The sequence below is a fragment of the Pseudomonas sp. FEMGT703P genome (assembly GCF_002786345.1).
GTDB classification, from domain to species: Bacteria; Pseudomonadota; Gammaproteobacteria; order Pseudomonadales; family Pseudomonadaceae; genus Aquipseudomonas; species Aquipseudomonas peli.
On sequence record NZ_PGCM01000005.1, the window covers coordinates 1,187,377 to 1,202,984 of the forward strand.

The 15,608-nt window shown below is 60.4% G+C and carries 16 protein-coding genes and 1 tRNA gene; 9 read left to right on the plus strand and 8 right to left on the minus strand.

The window, feature by feature from the left end:
• Positions 1 to 17: 17 nt before the first annotated feature.
• The 3 genes from CUR33_RS09325 to CUR33_RS09335 are packed head-to-tail and all read right to left on the minus strand — an operon-like array spanning position 18 to position 1,084.
• A complete protein-coding gene (locus CUR33_RS09325) occupies positions 18 to 374 on the minus strand; it encodes a hypothetical protein (protein WP_289239404.1) in 357 nt (118 codons plus the stop codon).
• Positions 371 to 754 (minus strand): phage holin family protein, encoded by a 384-nt coding sequence (locus CUR33_RS09330; protein ID WP_289239405.1) that lies wholly within the window; start codon positions 752 to 754, stop codon positions 371 to 373. Before CUR33_RS09330 ends, CUR33_RS09325 begins: the two co-directional genes overlap by 4 nt.
• Positions 755 to 766: 12 nt before the next feature.
• A complete protein-coding gene (locus tag CUR33_RS09335) occupies positions 767 to 1,084 on the minus strand; it encodes a DUF883 family protein (RefSeq protein WP_090248105.1) in 318 nt (105 codons plus the stop codon).
• A gap of 377 nt (positions 1,085 to 1,461) precedes the next feature.
• Here CUR33_RS09335 and CUR33_RS09340 point away from each other — a divergent pair, with 377 nt between their 5' ends.
• Entirely contained in the window at positions 1,462 to 2,670 is a 1,209-nt protein-coding gene (locus CUR33_RS09340) for an ammonium transporter (protein WP_108487423.1), read from the plus strand.
• 73 nt (positions 2,671 to 2,743) lie between these two features.
• On the opposite strand, the gene CUR33_RS09345 is transcribed toward CUR33_RS09340, so the two are convergent.
• Positions 2,744 to 4,021, minus strand: coding sequence for an OprD family porin (locus CUR33_RS09345; RefSeq protein ID WP_289239406.1), 1,278 nt, complete (start codon positions 4,019 to 4,021; stop codon positions 2,744 to 2,746).
• Positions 4,022 to 4,280: 259 nt separating this feature from the next.
• Between CUR33_RS09345 and CUR33_RS09350 the strand changes: the two genes are divergently transcribed.
• From CUR33_RS09350 to CUR33_RS09360, 3 genes are read left to right on the plus strand one after another with little or no spacing between them, the layout of a single operon-like run.
• Positions 4,281 to 5,435 carry a DUF5610 domain-containing protein gene (locus CUR33_RS09350; RefSeq protein WP_289239407.1) on the plus strand — a complete coding sequence of 385 codons (1,155 nt, stop codon included), beginning with the start codon at positions 4,281 to 4,283 and terminating at the stop codon, positions 5,433 to 5,435.
• A 50-nt stretch (positions 5,436 to 5,485) separates the two neighbouring features.
• Positions 5,486 to 5,734, plus strand: coding sequence for a glutaredoxin family protein (locus tag CUR33_RS09355; protein ID WP_160084961.1), 249 nt, complete (start codon positions 5,486 to 5,488; stop codon positions 5,732 to 5,734).
• Positions 5,735 to 5,773: 39 nt separating this feature from the next.
• Entirely contained in the window at positions 5,774 to 6,658 is an 885-nt protein-coding gene (locus CUR33_RS09360) for a chemotaxis protein CheV (RefSeq protein ID WP_289239408.1), read from the plus strand.
• 53 nt (positions 6,659 to 6,711) lie between these two features.
• Here the strand turns inward: CUR33_RS09360 and CUR33_RS09365 are convergent.
• The 3 genes from CUR33_RS09365 to mobA all read right to left on the minus strand — a co-directional run bounded on the left by CUR33_RS09365 (position 6,712) and on the right by mobA (position 7,810).
• Positions 6,712 to 6,788, minus strand: a tRNA-Pro gene (locus tag CUR33_RS09365).
• Between the two features lie 141 nt (positions 6,789 to 6,929).
• A complete protein-coding gene (locus CUR33_RS09370) occupies positions 6,930 to 7,151 on the minus strand; it encodes a YgdI/YgdR family lipoprotein (RefSeq protein ID WP_160015517.1) in 222 nt (73 codons plus the stop codon).
• 77 nt (positions 7,152 to 7,228) lie between these two features.
• Positions 7,229 to 7,810 carry a molybdenum cofactor guanylyltransferase MobA gene (gene mobA / locus CUR33_RS09375; RefSeq protein WP_282875462.1) on the minus strand — a complete coding sequence of 194 codons (582 nt, stop codon included), beginning with the start codon at positions 7,808 to 7,810 and terminating at the stop codon, positions 7,229 to 7,231.
• Positions 7,811 to 7,877: 67 nt separating this feature from the next.
• Here mobA and moaB point away from each other — a divergent pair, with 67 nt between their 5' ends.
• Both moaB and CUR33_RS09385 read left to right on the plus strand, forming a co-directional pair.
• Positions 7,878 to 8,417, plus strand: coding sequence for a molybdenum cofactor biosynthesis protein B (moaB, locus tag CUR33_RS09380; RefSeq protein ID WP_289239409.1), 540 nt, complete (start codon positions 7,878 to 7,880; stop codon positions 8,415 to 8,417).
• Positions 8,414 to 9,628 carry a molybdopterin molybdotransferase MoeA gene (locus CUR33_RS09385; protein WP_289239410.1) on the plus strand — a complete coding sequence of 405 codons (1,215 nt, stop codon included), beginning with the start codon at positions 8,414 to 8,416 and terminating at the stop codon, positions 9,626 to 9,628. Before moaB ends, CUR33_RS09385 begins: the two co-directional genes overlap by 4 nt.
• A gap of 58 nt (positions 9,629 to 9,686) precedes the next feature.
• Here CUR33_RS09385 and gliR read toward each other — a convergent pair whose 3' ends face one another.
• The gene (gene gliR, locus CUR33_RS09390; protein WP_289239411.1) at positions 9,687 to 10,709 is read right to left on the minus strand and encodes an AraC family transcriptional regulator GliR; all 1,023 of its coding nucleotides are present in this window, start codon (positions 10,707 to 10,709) and stop codon (positions 9,687 to 9,689) included.
• A 125-nt stretch (positions 10,710 to 10,834) separates the two neighbouring features.
• Here gliR and CUR33_RS09395 point away from each other — a divergent pair, with 125 nt between their 5' ends.
• The 3 genes from CUR33_RS09395 to CUR33_RS09405 are packed head-to-tail and all read left to right on the plus strand — an operon-like array spanning position 10,835 to position 15,596.
• On the plus strand, positions 10,835 to 12,430 hold the full coding sequence (locus CUR33_RS09395) for an FAD-binding oxidoreductase (RefSeq protein ID WP_289239412.1): 1,596 nt from the start codon (positions 10,835 to 10,837) through the stop codon (positions 12,428 to 12,430).
• A 2-nt stretch (positions 12,431 to 12,432) separates the two neighbouring features.
• Positions 12,433 to 14,040, plus strand: coding sequence for a glycerol-3-phosphate dehydrogenase/oxidase (locus tag CUR33_RS09400; RefSeq protein ID WP_289239413.1), 1,608 nt, complete (start codon positions 12,433 to 12,435; stop codon positions 14,038 to 14,040).
• Positions 14,037 to 15,596 (plus strand): FGGY-family carbohydrate kinase, encoded by a 1,560-nt coding sequence (locus CUR33_RS09405; RefSeq protein ID WP_289239414.1) that lies wholly within the window; start codon positions 14,037 to 14,039, stop codon positions 15,594 to 15,596. Before CUR33_RS09400 ends, CUR33_RS09405 begins: the two co-directional genes overlap by 4 nt.
• Positions 15,597 to 15,608: the final 12 nt, after the last annotated feature.

Here is a 15,608-nt window from a genome sequence, read left to right on the forward strand (position 1 = left end):
GCAAGATCGTGGCCAGTTTAATCCCCTGCGCGGGTATCTTTAGTCGTGTCGGCAGATGTGTCTGGGCGTCGCGGCGGATTGCGCCGCAGCAGCGGGAAGGCGATCAGGGCGATACGCAGCCAGCGGCGCCATTGGCCACGGCGAATGCCGACGGTAGCCAGCAGCAGTGCGCCGCCAGCGACCCAAAGCGGTGCGTTGCTATTGCCCAGTTCTTCACGCCAGTGGTTGCGCCAGTACTGTGCCTGCCGCAGTGGTTGCAGCATCACCAGGGTTTCGTGGCGCAGTTCCTGGCGATGCATTTGCAGACGCATGCGCAGCAGAGTTTTGCGCAGCTCGCGGCGCGAGGCCTTGGCGGGTAGCTCGGGCATAGTCATGGCAGCAGTTGCTCACGGTCGCGGGCCAGTTCTTCAAGGCTGGCGCTGAAGGGGGCAGGGGCATTGCGTACACGCTGCAACAGCGTGAACAGGGTGCCCAGCAGGCCCAGTGCATAGAAGCCACACAGGGCGCTGATAACCAGCAGACGGTGCGTCTCCCAGAAGGCAATCAGCAATGCAGCCGACAGGCCGATGATCAGCAGCAGGCCGAACAGCAAACTCAGGCTGGTCAACACCAGCAGGCTGAGGGTGTGGCTTTGCTGCTCTTTAAGCTCTTCGCCAAACAGCGCGATATGGCCCTGCAATAACCCCAGCAAAGCGCTGGCAAATCGCCGTGGCGAACTGCCGCGACTTGGCGGGGTGGGCGGTGTTGCATCCATTAAGGTTTCTCTTTAGCGCCGGGTAATCAGCATGCCCAATAGTAGGCCAATGGCGGCAGCAATACCGAGGGTCTGCCATGGGTGAGTCTGCACATAGCCTTCGGTGGCTTCAATAGCCGCCTTGCCGCGTGCGTGCAGTGCGTCTTCGGCGTTATGCAGGGTGCTGCGCGCACGGCCCAGGCTGCTGCGGATCTGCTCGCGCAGCTCTTCGGCCTGCTCGCCGGCGAGGCTGGCGGAATGCTGCAACAAGCTTTCGGTGTCGCGTACCAGCGCCTGGAATTCGTCGAGTAACTGATCCGAGCTGGACGATACGGGGGTCTTACGAGCCATGGTGTCTCTCCTTATGACGGGGCAGTGTAGGGGGTTCGAGTCCTCTGCGGGGCAGTGGTTCCTTTTTTCTTCGGTGCAGGACGGATGCTGCCGACTGATCGGCTGGTACAGCGCTTGCATTGCGCTGGTGCGCGCCCTTGCAGATACGCTCCTTTATGGGGCTGTGAGGGTTCTGGCCAGGACGCCGTGGTGCATCAATAACTTATTAATAACTATGGAATAAGTACTTCGAGGCAAGGTTCAGTCGGCACCGGCTTGGTGCTGTACAGCCTGGGCCTCGGCAAGCTGGATCATGATGGGTGCCGCCATATGGTGCGTATTTATTAGTTTGTGATCCGCTTTGGTGCTTTTTTCCCGCGACGGAGTTTTCTTCGCAGATGGAAAACATCAACAGTGCTGTGGAAACCCTGATTCACGGCTCCAATACCTTGTTTATCCTGCTCGGCGCCGTGATGGTGCTGGCTATGCATGCCGGCTTTGCCTTTCTTGAAGTGGGGACGGTCAGGCAGAAGAACCAGGTCAACGCCTTGTCGAAGATCATCTCCGACTTTGCCGTGTCGGCCCTGGCCTATTTCTTTGTTGGCTACTGGATTGCCTACGGCGTGACCTTCCTAGAGCCTGCCAGCGTGCTGACGGAAGGCAACGGCTATGCGTTGGTGAAGTTCTTCTTTCTGCTGACTTTTGCGGCGGCCATCCCGGCGATTATTTCCGGCGGCATCGCCGAGCGCGCTAAGTTTGGTCCACAGCTGTGCGCCACGGTGCTGATCGTGGCCTTTATCTACCCCTTCTTCGAGGGGATGATCTGGAATGGCAACTACGGCGTCCAGGCTTGGCTGGAGGCGCAGTTTGGCGCAACCTTCCATGACTTCGCCGGCTCGGTGGTAGTGCATGCGATGGGTGGCTGGCTGGCCTTTGGCGCGGTGATCCTGCTGGGGCGCCGTAACGGGCGTTACCGTGATGGCCGCTTGGTTGCTTTTGCCCCGTCAAATATTCCGTTCCTGGCGCTGGGGTCGTGGATTCTGATCATCGGCTGGTTCGGCTTTAACGTGATGAGCGCACAGACCCTGGGCAGCGTCAGTGGTCTGGTGGCGGTCAACACCCTGATGGCGATGGTCGGCGGTACGGTGGCGGCTTTGCTTGTTGGCCGTAACGACCCAGGCTTCCTGCACAACGGTCCGCTGGCTGGCCTGGTGGCGGTGTGTGCCGGTTCCGACCTTATGCACCCGGTTGGCGCTCTGGTTACTGGCGCGATTGCCGGTGCGTTGTTCGTATGGGCGTTTACCGCGACCCAGGTGAAATGGAAGATCGACGACGTGCTCGGCGTTTGGCCGCTGCACGGTCTGTGCGGCGTGTGGGGCGGTATTGCTTGCGGGATCTTCGGCCAAGAGATGTTGGGCGGCCTGGGCGGCGTCAGCCTGGCCAGCCAGTTTGTCGGCACCGCGCTGGGCGTGGTGGTGGCCTTGATTGGCGGCGTACTGGTTTATGGTGTGCTGAAGGCTACCGTGGGTATTCGCTTGAGCCAGGAGGAGGAGTACTACGGTGCTGACCTCTCGGTGCATAAGATTGGCGCTGTCAGCCAGGATTGATCGCTGAGCGTTAATGCAAAAGGCCCGGACAATGTCCGGGCCTTTTTTATTACAACCGCTTAGGTGTTGAGGCTTAGAGCAGTGGCAGTGTGTAGCTGACTATCAGGCGGTTTTCGTCGAGATCGTTGGCAAAGTTCGAACGCACAGTCGCATTGCGCCAACGAACGCCGAGGTTCTTCAAGGCCCCTTCCTGGAACACATACATCAGTTCGGTGTTGCGTTCCCATTCCTTACCCTCGGAACGGTTGGCGGCCAGCTCAACGTTGTCACCGGTTAAGTAACGGGTCATGAATGTCAGGCCCGGAATGCCGATGCTGGCAAAGTTGAAGTCATACCGCGCCTGCCAGGACTGCTCGTCCTTGTTGGCAAAGTCACTGATTTGTACATAGTTGACCAAGAACGGATCGGTACTGGTAGCCAGGTATGCAAAGCCAGTGTCACCACTCATCTTCTGGTAGCCCAAGCCAAAGCTGTGACCATCGATGCCGTACGTAATCATGGCGCCCAACGCCTTATTGTCGACGTTGCTACGACCGTCATCGGTGGAGCGGGCGTAACGCAGGTCGGTTTTCAGGGTTTGCTTATCTGCCAAGGGCAGGACATGGACCAGGTTGAAGGAGTTCTGCTTATACAAATCCTCCAGGTTGGAATAGTAGTAGGCGCCAGTCAGATTCTGAGTGAGCTTGTAAGTGCCACCGAGAAACGTGAACGAGTCAGTGCTGTTGCCGCCTGTTACGTTAATCCCACGCCTGCCGCCACTGGTGATGGACAGGTCTTCGAAATCCCCTGAGTTGCGGTTGTTAACTTCACGCACATGGCCGCCGTCCAGAATAAGGCCATCAATTTCCTGGGAAATCAGCTGACCACCTTTAAAAACTTGCGGTGTCAGGCGGCTGTCGCTGGACGCAATCGCCATGTTTTTATATTGCATATCGCCAACCCGCAGGGTGGTTTTGGAAACTTTCACCTTGCCAGCCACAGCCAGATCGGACGAATAGTCCTGTGAGCCATTGGAGGATTTGTCTGGTGTCAGCAGATTGCTGCCGGCGGTGCCGTCACCTGAGTCGAGTTTGAAGCCGAGCATGCCGATAGCGTCGAGGCCAAAACCCACAGTGCCTTCGGTGTAGCCCGACTCGGCGCGCAGAATAAAACCTTGTGCCCACTCTTCGCTCTTGGCCTGACTAGGTGTTGGATTTGACGACTGACGGAAATCACGATTGAAGTAGAAATTACGAGCTTCAAGGGTCGCTTTGCTGTCCTTGATAAACTCTGCCTGGGCCAGCGATGGCAGGGTGAGGCAGGTGCCCAGTGTGGCGAATGCCACAGCGCGAGCGAGGGGAGATTGAGTCATTATTGTTAGCTCCTCGTGTGTGCGGGTCGGCTTGTGGCCGATCTGATACAGCGAGGCGCAATAAAGCATGGGGGCTTAGGCTTGGCTTTTAGACTTTGGTCTGCTCGGGCGCGCTCTGTGTGGGTGCGGCGTGCAACTGTCTGCGCTGCAATCGCTCTAGCCTGCTGGATGCGCCGTTGATCGGTTTATCCGCAATCAGGCTAAAGTTTCATCCCGCACGGCCGCCAACCAGTCAGATACACCGCCCAGGTACTTTGCCATGAATCCTCTGGCCGCAAATTTATCCTCTGCTTCACGTCCTACCTCCGCCACTGCTCAGCCGGTTGTGCGCAATGCTGCTGACGCGCAGGCGACACTGGCCAATCGCCTGGCTGAACGCCTTGGGCTTGAGCCCGGCGCACTGGCCGGCAAGGCCAATGATTACACCCCGGAGAAAGTCGCCGGGCGTATTCTCGGTTTTATCGAGCAGCGCCTGCAAAGCGAGCAAGCTGCTGGTGCCGACCCCAGCAAGCTCAAGGGTTTGCTTGAACAGGCGCGCAGCGGCGTAGAGAAAGGCTTTGCTGAGGCCCGTAAGATTCTCGACGGCATGGGGGTGCTGCAAGGCAAGGTGGCGAGCGATATCGACGACACCTACCAGAAAATCCAGGACGGTTTCAGCGACCTGGATAAACGCTTTAATCCTGATGCGGCCTTGGTTGGTGGCTCAACCAATATCGCCGCTTACAGCGAGCGGTTTGCTGCGCAAGCGGAAAGCTTCGATATGGAAGTGACCACCCGTGATGGTGACCGCCTGCGGATTTCCATCGCTCAGGCTTCGGCCAACTGGTCGCAGAGTGGCGTTGTTGCCAGCAGCAATGGTAACGGCAGCTCAGTAGTTGCCAGTAGCCAATCCGGCAGCCTGCAGATTGGTGCTTGGCAAGTCAGCGTCGAAGGCGAGCTGGATGATGAAGAACGCGCCGCACTGGAAAAACTCTTCGGCCAGGTCCAGGACCTTTCCAACAAGTTCTATGCCGGCGATCTGTCTGGCGCCTTCGACCGCGCCATGGCGTTGGAAATGGATGGCGAGCAGTTAGCGTCGATGTCCCTGCGCCTGACCCAAACCACTGTGCGTCAGGCAACGGATGCCTACAGCGCCGTTGCACAGGACGGCGGCCAGGCAGCCAGCGCAGTGAACAGTTCACTGATCGACTACGCCCAGGGCCTGCTCGACGCATTGCGCAGCGCCAATCAGGTGGCTGAAGAAGGCACCGCAAAAACCAGCTTGCTGGATATGCTCAAAGGCGGCTTCTCGCTTGATGAGCGTTTTGACAGCGGTCGCCTGGACAAGGCCGAGCAGCTCAACAGCCGCTTGCTCGATGGCCTGCAGAACCTGCTCAACCCCGCCCTAGACAGCAGCAAGTCCGCGGACGCCTGAGCCGGGGGCAGTGCTAAACTGCACCTCCTGTAGTCAGTGGAGGTGCGCAGATGCTCCCGGAATGCCAATTATTCGGTACGCTCGGCTGCCACCTGTGTGAGGTGGCCGAGGCGTTGCTGATGCCTTTTGTCGAGCATGGCCTGTTGGTCGAGCTGGTCGATATCGCTGAGCAGGAGCATTGGGTCGAGGACTATGGTCTGCGCATTCCAGTGCTGCGCCGTATTGATACCGGTGCTGAGTTGAACTGGCCGTTCGAGGCTGAACAGATCGTTGAATTCTTGCGTAATAGTCATGATTAGTGCGTTGGCACGGATTGCATTTTTACAGGACAGATACGCATGAGCATCGTGCTGGGTGACGCACTGTCACTGCTGTTATTCCGCCTGCACAGCGGCCGTCTATTGGGTATTAATCTCCTGAAAGTGCAGGAAATCATTCCTTGCCCGGCGCTGACCAAACTGCCCAGTCGTCATCCTCATGTCCGTGGCGTTGCCACTTTGCGTGGCTCGGCGCTAACGGTGATTGATCTGGGCAAGGCGATCGGCGAGCAAGGCGTGCCGGGCAATGATGACGGCTGTCTGATCGTGACGGAGCTCAGTCGCTCTCGGCAGGGCCTGCATGTGCAGAGCGTCGAGCGCATCGTGCAGTGCTACACCCGTGACGTTCGTCCGCCGCCGGCCGCATCCGGCAGTAAAGCCTTTATCACCGGCGTGACCCAGATCGACGGCAAGATTGTGCAGATCCTCGATATTGAAAAAGTCCTGCACGAACTCGCGCCGATGAGTATTGATGAGTTGAATGATCAGCTGTTATCCGAGCCTGAGCGCGCTCTGCTTAAGGGGCGTCGTGTACTGGTGGTGGATGACTCCCACGTCGCCTTACAGCAGACCATGATTACCCTACGCAAGTTGGAGCTGGATTGCCAAATGGTGCGCAGCGCCGCCGAAGCGCTGGAGTTACTGCAGCGTCAATTCGATGCCGGCGAGCCTATCGAGGTGTTGGTGTCGGATATCGAAATGCCGGAAATGGATGGCTATGACTTGGTGCGCACGCTGCGTAAAAAGCCGGATATCGGCCAGCTCTATGTGCTGCTGCACACCTCGCTCGACAGCACCATGAACACTGAAAAAGCCGAGGCAGTGGGCGCCAATGCGGTGTTGACCAAGTTCTCCACCGTGGACCTGAGCAAGGCCCTGGTGCATGCGTTCGAAAGCTTGCAATAGCTTTTCTCCAGGCATAAAAAAGCCCGCAATTAAGCGGGCTTTTTTATGTGATCTGGTCGGAGAGACAGGATTCGAACCTGCGACCTTCTCGTCCCGAACGAGACGCGCTACCAAGCTGCGCTACACTCCGAATCGATCGAAATTTTACTGAGAAAGTTTTACCGCACAAGGGCTTAGGTTTTAATTTTTTCTATTGGCCAAGCGCTTTGAATATATCGATCAGAGCCCAGGCGCTGGGCAAGTAGTACGTGGCAACGCCTGGGTTATCGGCTTACAGCTCTTTGACGGTACGCACTTGATCCTTGTTGACCTTGGCGCGTTTACCATCGAGTTGTTCGAACTCGTAGAAGCCCGAATCCTCGTCAAAATTCGGCTCGTCGATGGTCTGAATTTCGCGGCCATCATTGAGGGTGATTACCGTTGGCGACGCGCAACCAGTCAGCGCGACTAGGCCCAAGGTAAGCAGCAATGCTGGAATAATCCGCTGAGACATGGGTTTCTCCTTGATTAGATAGATGTTTTTACCCTGCTTGTGACGAAACTTTGCCGTTCAAGTTCCCTTGCCGGTATTTATCCGCGTGTCGTCAGCAAGTCGGGCGTGTTGAAGTTGGCCAGGCGAGGGTCACCGAGTGGGCACTCCACTGTCAATGGATCAAGGCTGCGCAGCCAGCGTTGCGGGCTGCGTTCGCCGGCTTGCCAGGCCTGCTCCAGGTCAGCATGCAGTGCACGGGGAATGACGCTGAACAGCGGTTCGAGAAACTCGCCCTGACGCACTACAACTGCGCGCTCACCGGCCAGGTTCAGTAGCGCCTCCAGCAGCGGTCTGTCGAGTTGCGGGGCGTCGCACGGCAGGATCAATACATTCGCCTGACGTGCGGCGCGCAGGCCGGCGCGAATGCCTGCGAGAGGGCCTTGGAAGTCCGCCTCGTCATCACTGACCAAGCGATCCGCGAAGGGTGCATAGCGCTCGGCGTTGCGGTTGCAGGAGATAAGCAGGTCATCGGTTAGCGGCCGTACCAGCTCGTGCAGCCAAGCAATCAGCGGGCGGCCTTGCCAGTCGAGCAGGCCCTTGTCGGCGCCGCCCATGCGTTGCCCACGGCCGCCCGCAAGCAGCAAAACAGAACAGCGGGGCAGGGTGGTGGGAGCGGGCATGCGCAGTCTCCGAAAGCGGGCCTGTGATATAACGGCGGGCATTATCGCCCATAACTGGAAGCCTGCCATGAACCACAAGGCCGAGGCACATTTCGTGCCCTTGAATATCGCGGTGTTGACCGTCAGCGACACCCGCAGCCTGGAAACTGACACCTCCGGCCAACTGTTTATCGACCGCCTGCAGGCCGCCGGCCATCAGCTCGCCGCACGGGTTTTGCTGAAGGACGATCTGTACAAAATTCGCGCCCAGGTCGCCACCTGGATTGCCGAGGATCAGGTGCAGGTGGTGCTGATTACCGGCGGTACCGGCTTCACCGGCCGCGACAGCACACCGGAAGCGGTGAGCTGTTTGCTGGACAAGCAGGTCGATGGTTTTGGTGAGCTGTTCCGGCAGATTTCTGTGCCGGATATCGGCACCTCGACCATTCAGTCTCGCGCTCTGGCAGGCCTGGCCAATGGCACCCTGGTGTGCTGCCTGCCGGGCTCGACCAACGCCTGCCGCACCGCCTGGGATGGCATCCTGGGTGAGCAGCTGGATAACCGCCACCGCCCGTGCAATTTCGTTCCGCACCTCAAGTCGGTGGCCGCCTGCGAGAGCCGTGGATGAGCTGCTGTGACAAGCCGGGATTGATGCCCGTTGAGGCAGCGCTGGCGCGGTTGCTGGCGCAGGCCGAGGCCAGCGCGATTGTTGAATGCGAGCGGGTCAAGCTGAGCGACGCCGCAGGCCGGGTTTTGGCCGAGCCGTTGCTGGCCGAGTTGGATCTGCCGCCCTGGGACAACAGCGCCATGGACGGGTACGCCCTGCGCTTGGCCGATTGGAATGGCCAGCCGCTGGTCGTCAGCCAACGCATTCAGGCCGGCAGTGCGCCGCAGCCGTTGCTGCCCGGCACCTGTGCGCGGATTTTTACCGGCGCGCCGCTGCCAGCCGGCGCTGATACTGTGGAAATGCAGGAAAACGCCGTGCTCGGCGAGGATGGTCGCGTTGCCTTTAGCGAGCCGCTCAAGCGCGGGCAGAACGTGCGCGCTCAGGGCCAGGAAACCCGTGTTGGTGATAGCGTTCTACCCGCCGGCACGCGTCTAGGTCCGATTGAGCTGGGTTTGGCGGCGTCCTTGGGTTGCGCTGAATTGAATGTGCGCCGCCGACCTCGGGTGGCGGTGCTGTCCACGGGGGATGAGCTGGTCGAACCGGGTCAGCCGCTCGGGCCCGGGCAAATCTACAACAGCAATCGCCGCGTGCTGATCGCTTGGCTGCAGCGACTGGGCTGCGAAGTTGTGGATGGCGGCATTCTGCTCGATGACCTGGAGCAGACCCGCGCAGCGCTAGCTGCGTTGAGTGATGTTGACCTGATTCTTTCCACCGGCGGCGTATCGGTGGGCGAGGCGGATTTCCTGGGTATGGCCTTGCGCGAAGAGGGCGAGCTGGCGCTGTGGAAGTTGGCGATCAAGCCTGGAAAACCGCTGACCTGCGGGCAGTTTCGCGGCGTACCGGTGATCGGCCTGCCGGGTAATCCGGCTTCGACCTTGGTGACTTTCGGCCTGCTCGCGCGGCCTTATCTGCTGCGCCGATTAGGTGTGCAGCGGGTCGAACCGCTGGGCTTTCCGATGCCGACTGGTTTCACCTGGAGCAAGCCGGGCAACCGCCGTGAATACCTGCGCGCGCGTCTGGAAAACGGACGTGTGGTGCCTTATGCAAATCAAAGCTCCGGGGTGCTACGCAGCGCTGCCTGGGCTGAGGGTTTTGCCGAAGTGCTGGAGGGCACCACGCTTGCCGAGGGCGACAGCCTCAGGTTTATTCCGCTCAGCGAGATTCTCGGGTAGGTCAGCGTACTTGCTGCCTCCTTGTGGGGGATGGCGCTTTACCCAGCCACCAAGGTTGTCAGCTATTGCGCCGGCTCTCGCGAAATTCGCCTGGGGTCTGCCCGGTCCAGGTCTTGAAGCTGCGGTGGAACGAGCGCGACTCGGTAAACCCCAGATAGCTGGCGATATCCTGAATCGCCAGGTCGCTGCGCAGCAGGTAATGCTCGGCCAGTTCCTGGCGCAGTTCATCAAGAATCTGCTGGTAGCTGGTGCCGGCCAGTTGCAGGTGACGCTGCAGGGTGCGCACCGTCATGTTGAATTTCTCCGCCACGCGTTCCTTACGTGGCAGACCATCCTTGAGCAGCAGGCGCAGGGCGTTTTTTACCCGCTGCGGCAGTGGCTCGTTGTCGTCCAGTCCAGCCATCAGCGTCAGAGCGTGTTCTTCCAGGGTGCGCAACAAGTTGGCGTCGGCCTGGCGCAGCGGCACAGCGAGGTATTCCAGCGGCACGATCAGCGCATTGCAGCTTTGCTCGAAGCGGATCGGGCAGCCGAAAATCGTCTGGTACTCGGCAATATCGGCGCCCTCAGGCAGGGCGTGCTCGAACCACACCTCCCGTGGCGAGCTATCTGAGTCGGAGATCCAGCGCGCATACAGCAACCACGAAGCCAGTACGTTTTCCACCATGTGCCGGCGGATCGGCTCAGCCTGATGGCGACAGGTCCAGATCAGGCGAACGTGATCTGCGCCGGCCTCGACCCGGCTGACACCCATGTCCCCCACCAGTTTCTCGTAAGGCACGATGCGGCTCATGGCCTCACCGAGGGTTGCACAGTTCATGGTGATATAGCCCAGCACGCTCCACGAACCCGGCTGCACAAAGCGCGCGCAGTGCAGGCCAAACAGCGGGTCAGCCGACACCTTGAGCAAGTGATCGAGCAGGCGCTCATGGGTTTCACTGGGAATGCGTTTGCTGTTGTCGGCCAGGTCCTCGGTCTTGATGCCGGCGGCCGTCAACGCCTGGTCGATATCCAGACCCAATTGCTCGGCGTGGCGCAGGTACTTGAGCAGGGAAGGGACAGAGGTATAACCGAGGTTTTCCATGAACTGTTCTTATTCTGAATGTCTTGATTGGCGATATCGCCTGGCTCGATACGACAGTGACGCCTTGAAACGGCCAGCTAGTATAGGCAGCCATCGAGGGTGACTGAAATATCCGGGAGATACAGATGCGACGTTGGAACGGCTGGGGTGATGACGCAACAGTGGTGGAACTGCCGGCCCATGGCGAGGCTTTTCTTGCCGAACTGGTCGGCTCGGGTCAGTTGCTGGCCGATGCCAGCCTGGAGCAGGTTCTGGCACAGGTGCCGGCCTCGCGTCTGCAGGCCCACCCGCTGATTTGTCTGAATGCCGAAGACCGCGTGCGTCACGCCCGTGGCCAGAGCCTGCCGGACTGGCTGGCGATGCGTTCCGGCGATTTTGGCGTGTTTCCCGATGGCGTGGCCTACCCGGAAAGCGCTGCGCAGGTCCGCGAGTTGCTGGCCTGGGCCAGCCAGCATGACCTGATCGTCATTCCTTACGGCGGTGGCACCTCGGTCGCCGGTCATATCAACCCACAGGCCAGCAACAAACCGGTGCTGACCCTGTCGCTGGCGCGCATGAGCAAGCTGATCGAGATCGACCACGACAGCCTGATTGCCACCTTCGGCCCTGGCGCCAATGGTCCGCAAGTGGAAAGCCAGCTGCGCGCGCAGGGCTACACCTTGGGTCATTTTCCGCAGTCGTGGGAGCTGTCGACTTTGGGTGGCTGGGTCGCCAGCCGTTCCAGCGGGCAGCAATCGCTGCGCTACGGACGTATCGAGCAGCTGTTTGCCGGCGGCAAGGTCGAGACCTTCGCTGGCACCCTGGAAATTCCGACCTTCCCGGCCTCTGCCGCGGGGCCAGACCTGCGCGAAATCCTCATGGGTTCGGAAGGGCGCTTCGGCATCATCTCCGAGGTCAAGGTACGCATCACCCGCCTGGCCGAGCAGGAGAATTTCTACGCGGTATTTTTGCCCAACTGGCAGCAGGCGCTGAGCGCCATTCGCAGCTTGGCCCAGGCGCGTGTGCCGTTGTCGATGCTGCGTCTGTCCAACGCCATTGAGACCAAAACCCAGCTGGCCCTGGCCGGCCATCCGCAGCAAATCGCCTGGTTGGAGAAATACCTGGCCCTGCGCGGCGCCCGCGAGGGCAAGTGCATGCTGACCTTCGGCGTTACCGGCAGCCGTACGCAGAATGCCGCCTCGCTGAAGCAGGCGAAGAAGTTGCTGAAGAGCTTTGGTGGCGTATTTACCGGCACCTTGCTAGGCAAGAAATGGGCAGAAAACCGCTTCCGTTTCCCCTACTTGCGCCACGGCCTGTGGGCCGCCGGCTACGCGGTGGACACCCTGGAAACCGCCACCGACTGGAGCAATGTCGATAACCTGCTGAACAAGGTCGAAGCCAGCCTGCGCACTGGCCTGAGTGAGGAGGGCGAGCAGGTGCATGTGTTTACCCACCTGTCCCACGTCTACAACGAAGGCTCGAGCATCTACACCACTTACGTATTCCGCCCAGGTGCGAACTACGCCGAGGCCATGGCGCGCTGGCAGAAGCTCAAGCATGCCGCCAGCCTGACCATCGCCGAGAACCGCGGCACCATCAGTCATCAGCACGGAGTCGGCCGCGATCATGCGCCTTACCTGCCGGTGGAGAAGGGCGAGCTGGGTATGGCCACCCTCAAGGCGCTGGCTGGGCATTTTGACCCTGAGCAGCGCCTGGCACCTGGCGTGTTGCTGCAGGATTGATGATGAATCAGTGGAACGCCGCCTGGCGTGAACAGGCCTTGCCTGAGCTGGCTGCACGCGACTGGGACCTGATCGTCGTCGGCGGCGGCATCAGCGGTGCCGGAATTTTGCGTGAAGCGGCGCGGCGCGGTTGGAAATGCCTGCTGCTGGAGCAGCGCGACTTCGCCTGGGGCACGTCCAGTCGCTCCTCGAAGATGGTGCATGGCGGATTGCGCTATATCGCCAAGGGCCAGTTCGGCCTGACCCGCGATTCGGTGCGCGAGCGCGAGCGCTTGCTGCAGGAAGCGCCGGGGTTGGTCGACCCCTTGAGTTTTATCATGGCGCATTACCAGGGCGGCTTTCCCGGCCCGCGAGTGTTCGGCGGGCTGCTGGCGGTCTATGACGCCCTGGCCGGCAAGCGCAATCACCTGTACTACCCGTTGCAGCAACTGCGTTATCTGGCCCCAGGTCTGAAGGAAGACGGTCTGCTTGGTGGTACGCGCTTTTTCGATGCGGTCACCGATGATGCGCGCCTGGTACAGCGCGTGCTGGGTGAGGCCCGCGCCGAGGGCGGCGAAGCGCTCAACGGCATGCGCGTAGTCGAGTTGCGGCGCGAAGACGGGCGCGTTACTGGCCTGCTCGCCGAAGACAGCGAAAGCGGCCTGCAGTATCGCTTCAAGACCCGCGCGGTGGCGCAGGCCACAGGTGCTTGGGCCGATCAGCTGCGGCAGAAAACCGGGCTGGAGCATATCCGTCCGCTGCGCGGCAGCCACCTGCTGGTGCCGGCCTGGCGCCTTCCGGTGGCACATGCGTTTAGCTTTATGCATGCGGCGGACAAGCGTCCGGTGTTTGTCTTCCCCTGGGAAGGCGCGACGGTGATTGGCACCACCGACCTGGATCATCCGGCACCGCTAGCCGAAGAAGCACGGATCAGCTCGGATGAGGTTAAGTATTTACTAGATGCCTGCGCTCAGCAGTTTCCTACGGCACAGATCAAGGCAGCGGATGTGCTATCGACCTGGGCCGGGGTGCGCCCGGTGGTCACGGATGGCAGTGAAGGGCGCAAACCTTCGGATGAAAAACGCGAACATGCGCTGTGGGTTGAGCCCGGTTGCGTGACCCTGGCCGGTGGCAAGCTGACCACTTTCCGCCTGTTGGCGCTCGAAGTGCTGCAGGCTTGCGCGCCGATGGTTGGCCGTACGCTGGATGATCAGGGCGCGGCGACCTTTGCTGTCGTACCGCAGCAGCCGATGCCGCAGTTAAGCCCGGCTCAGCAGAAGCGCTTGATGGGTCGTTATGGTCGGGCGTTGCCGCGAGTACTGGCGTTGCTCGATGAACTGGGTGTCGAGCAGGTTTCCGGCACGGACATGCTGTGGGCCGAACTGGCCTGGGCGGCCGAACAGGAGCTGGTGCTGCACCTAGATGACCTGCTGCTGCGCCGCACCCGTTTGGGCCTGTTGTTGGCATGCGGCGCGGCGGCCGAACTGCCGCGAATCCGTGTGCTGTGTCAGGCCCGCCTGGGGTGGGACGACGCGCGCTGGCAAGAGGAAGAACAGGCGTATCGGCAACTCTGGCAGCGTTGCTACAGCCTGCCGGCGGAAGATGGATCACGAGGAAGGACGGCGTCTTGAGCGAGAAAAGTTATCTGCTGGCCATCGACAATGGCACCCAGAGCATTCGGGCGCTGTTGTTTGATCTTCAGGGCAATCTGCTCGCCAAGGGCAAGGTGGAGCTTGAGGCTTATTACTCCAAGCAACCCGGCTGGGCCGAGCAGGATCCGGAATACTACTGGGCCAGCCTCGGTGAAGCCTGCGCACAGCTGTGGCAGCAGGTGGATATCGACCGTAGCCTGATCAAGGGAGTTTCACTCACCACCCAGCGTGGCACCCTGATCAACGTTGACTCGCAAGGCCAACCGCTGCGCCCCGCGATGCTCTGGCTCGATCAGCGTCAGGCCAAGGTCGAAGGGCGGATCACCGGGCCTTGGGGTTGGCTGTTCAAGATCGCTGGGGTGCAAGCCACGGTGGATTACTTCCGCGCTCAGGCCGAGGTTAACTGGATCGCCCAGAACCAGCCGGACATTTGGGCCAATACCCACAAGGTGCTGCTGCTTTCGGGGTTTCTTACTCACCGGCTGTGCGGCCAGTTTGTCGACTCGCTGACCAGTTGCGTGGCTTACCTGCCATTCGACTACAAACGCCTGCAGTGGGCCAAGCCCGGCGATTGGAAATGGCAGGCCATGCCGGTGCGTCGCGAGCAGTTGCCGGAATTACGCAAGCCGGGCGAGTTGCTTGGCCATATCACGGCGTCGGCCAGCCGGCATACTGGGATTCCCGAAGGCTTGCCGCTGATTGCCGCAGGCGCTGATAAAGCCTGTGAGGTGCTTGGCGCGGGCGGCGTAGAGCCGAGCACGGCGTGCCTGTCCTATGGCACTACGGCGACGATCAACACCACTCGCAGTAAGTATCTGGAGACCATTCCGCTTATACCGCCATACCCCTCGGCGATTCCTGATCACTTCAACACCGAGGTGATGATTTATCGCGGTTTCTGGATGGTCAGTTGGTTCAAGCAGGAGTTTGGCCTGCGTGAGATGCAGCGGGCCAAGGAGTTGGGCGTAGAGCCTGAGGCGCTGTTCGATGAGCTGGTCAACAGCGTGCCGGCAGGCTCCATGGGCCTGATGCTGCAGCCGTACTGGTCGCCGGGCATCCGCGAGCCGGGTCTGGAGGCCAAGGGCTCGATTATCGGCTTCGGTGACGTGCACACCCGCGCGCACATCTACCGGGCAATTCTTGAAGGCTTGGCTTATGCCCTGCGCCAGGGCAAGGAGAAGATCGAGAAACGTTCGGGCACGCGCATCACCCGCCTGCGCGTTTCTGGTGGTGGTTCACAGAGCGATGCGGCTATGCAGCTGACGGCCGATATCTTCGGCCTGCCTGCCGAGCGCCCGCATCTGTATGAAACCAGCGGTCTGGGCGCGGCGATCAATTGCGCAGTGGGCCTGGGCCTGCACCCGGATTACCCCACAGCGATCAAAGCCATGACCCGGGTCGGTGATGTGTTCACACCCAACCCAGAGGCGCAGCGCACCTATCAGCAGCTGTACACCCAGGTTTATCAGCGCATGTACAAGCAGCTGAAGCCGCTGTATCAGACCATTCGCAAGATTACTGGGTATCCGGCGTAAAGCCGCTTAGCG

Excerpts from the sequence above, each read along its gene's own strand:
- CUR33_RS09355 (WP_160084961.1), top strand. The coding sequence starts at position 5,486 with ATGCTCCCGGAATGCCAATTATTCGGTACGCTCGGCTGCCACCTGTGT.
- CUR33_RS09335 (WP_090248105.1), bottom strand. The coding sequence starts at position 1,084 with ATGGCTCGTAAGACCCCCGTATCGTCCAGCTCGGATCAGTTACTCGAC.
- CUR33_RS09385 (WP_289239410.1), top strand. The coding sequence starts at position 8,414 with ATGAGCTGCTGTGACAAGCCGGGATTGATGCCCGTTGAGGCAGCGCTG.
- CUR33_RS09345 (WP_289239406.1), bottom strand. The coding sequence starts at position 4,021 with ATGACTCAATCTCCCCTCGCTCGCGCTGTGGCATTCGCCACACTGGGC.
- moaB (WP_289239409.1), top strand. The coding sequence starts at position 7,878 with ATGAACCACAAGGCCGAGGCACATTTCGTGCCCTTGAATATCGCGGTG.
- CUR33_RS09350 (WP_289239407.1), top strand. The coding sequence starts at position 4,281 with ATGAATCCTCTGGCCGCAAATTTATCCTCTGCTTCACGTCCTACCTCC.
- CUR33_RS09330 (WP_289239405.1), bottom strand. The coding sequence starts at position 754 with ATGGATGCAACACCGCCCACCCCGCCAAGTCGCGGCAGTTCGCCACGG.
- CUR33_RS09370 (WP_160015517.1), bottom strand. The coding sequence starts at position 7,151 with ATGTCTCAGCGGATTATTCCAGCATTGCTGCTTACCTTGGGCCTAGTC.
- mobA (WP_282875462.1), bottom strand. The coding sequence starts at position 7,810 with ATGCCCGCTCCCACCACCCTGCCCCGCTGTTCTGTTTTGCTGCTTGCG.
- CUR33_RS09340 (WP_108487423.1), top strand. The coding sequence starts at position 1,462 with ATGGAAAACATCAACAGTGCTGTGGAAACCCTGATTCACGGCTCCAAT.
- CUR33_RS09400 (WP_289239413.1), top strand. The coding sequence starts at position 12,433 with ATGAATCAGTGGAACGCCGCCTGGCGTGAACAGGCCTTGCCTGAGCTG.
- CUR33_RS09360 (WP_289239408.1), top strand. The coding sequence starts at position 5,774 with ATGAGCATCGTGCTGGGTGACGCACTGTCACTGCTGTTATTCCGCCTG.
- CUR33_RS09395 (WP_289239412.1), top strand. The coding sequence starts at position 10,835 with ATGCGACGTTGGAACGGCTGGGGTGATGACGCAACAGTGGTGGAACTG.
- gliR (WP_289239411.1), bottom strand. The coding sequence starts at position 10,709 with ATGGAAAACCTCGGTTATACCTCTGTCCCTTCCCTGCTCAAGTACCTG.
- CUR33_RS09325 (WP_289239404.1), bottom strand. The coding sequence starts at position 374 with ATGACTATGCCCGAGCTACCCGCCAAGGCCTCGCGCCGCGAGCTGCGC.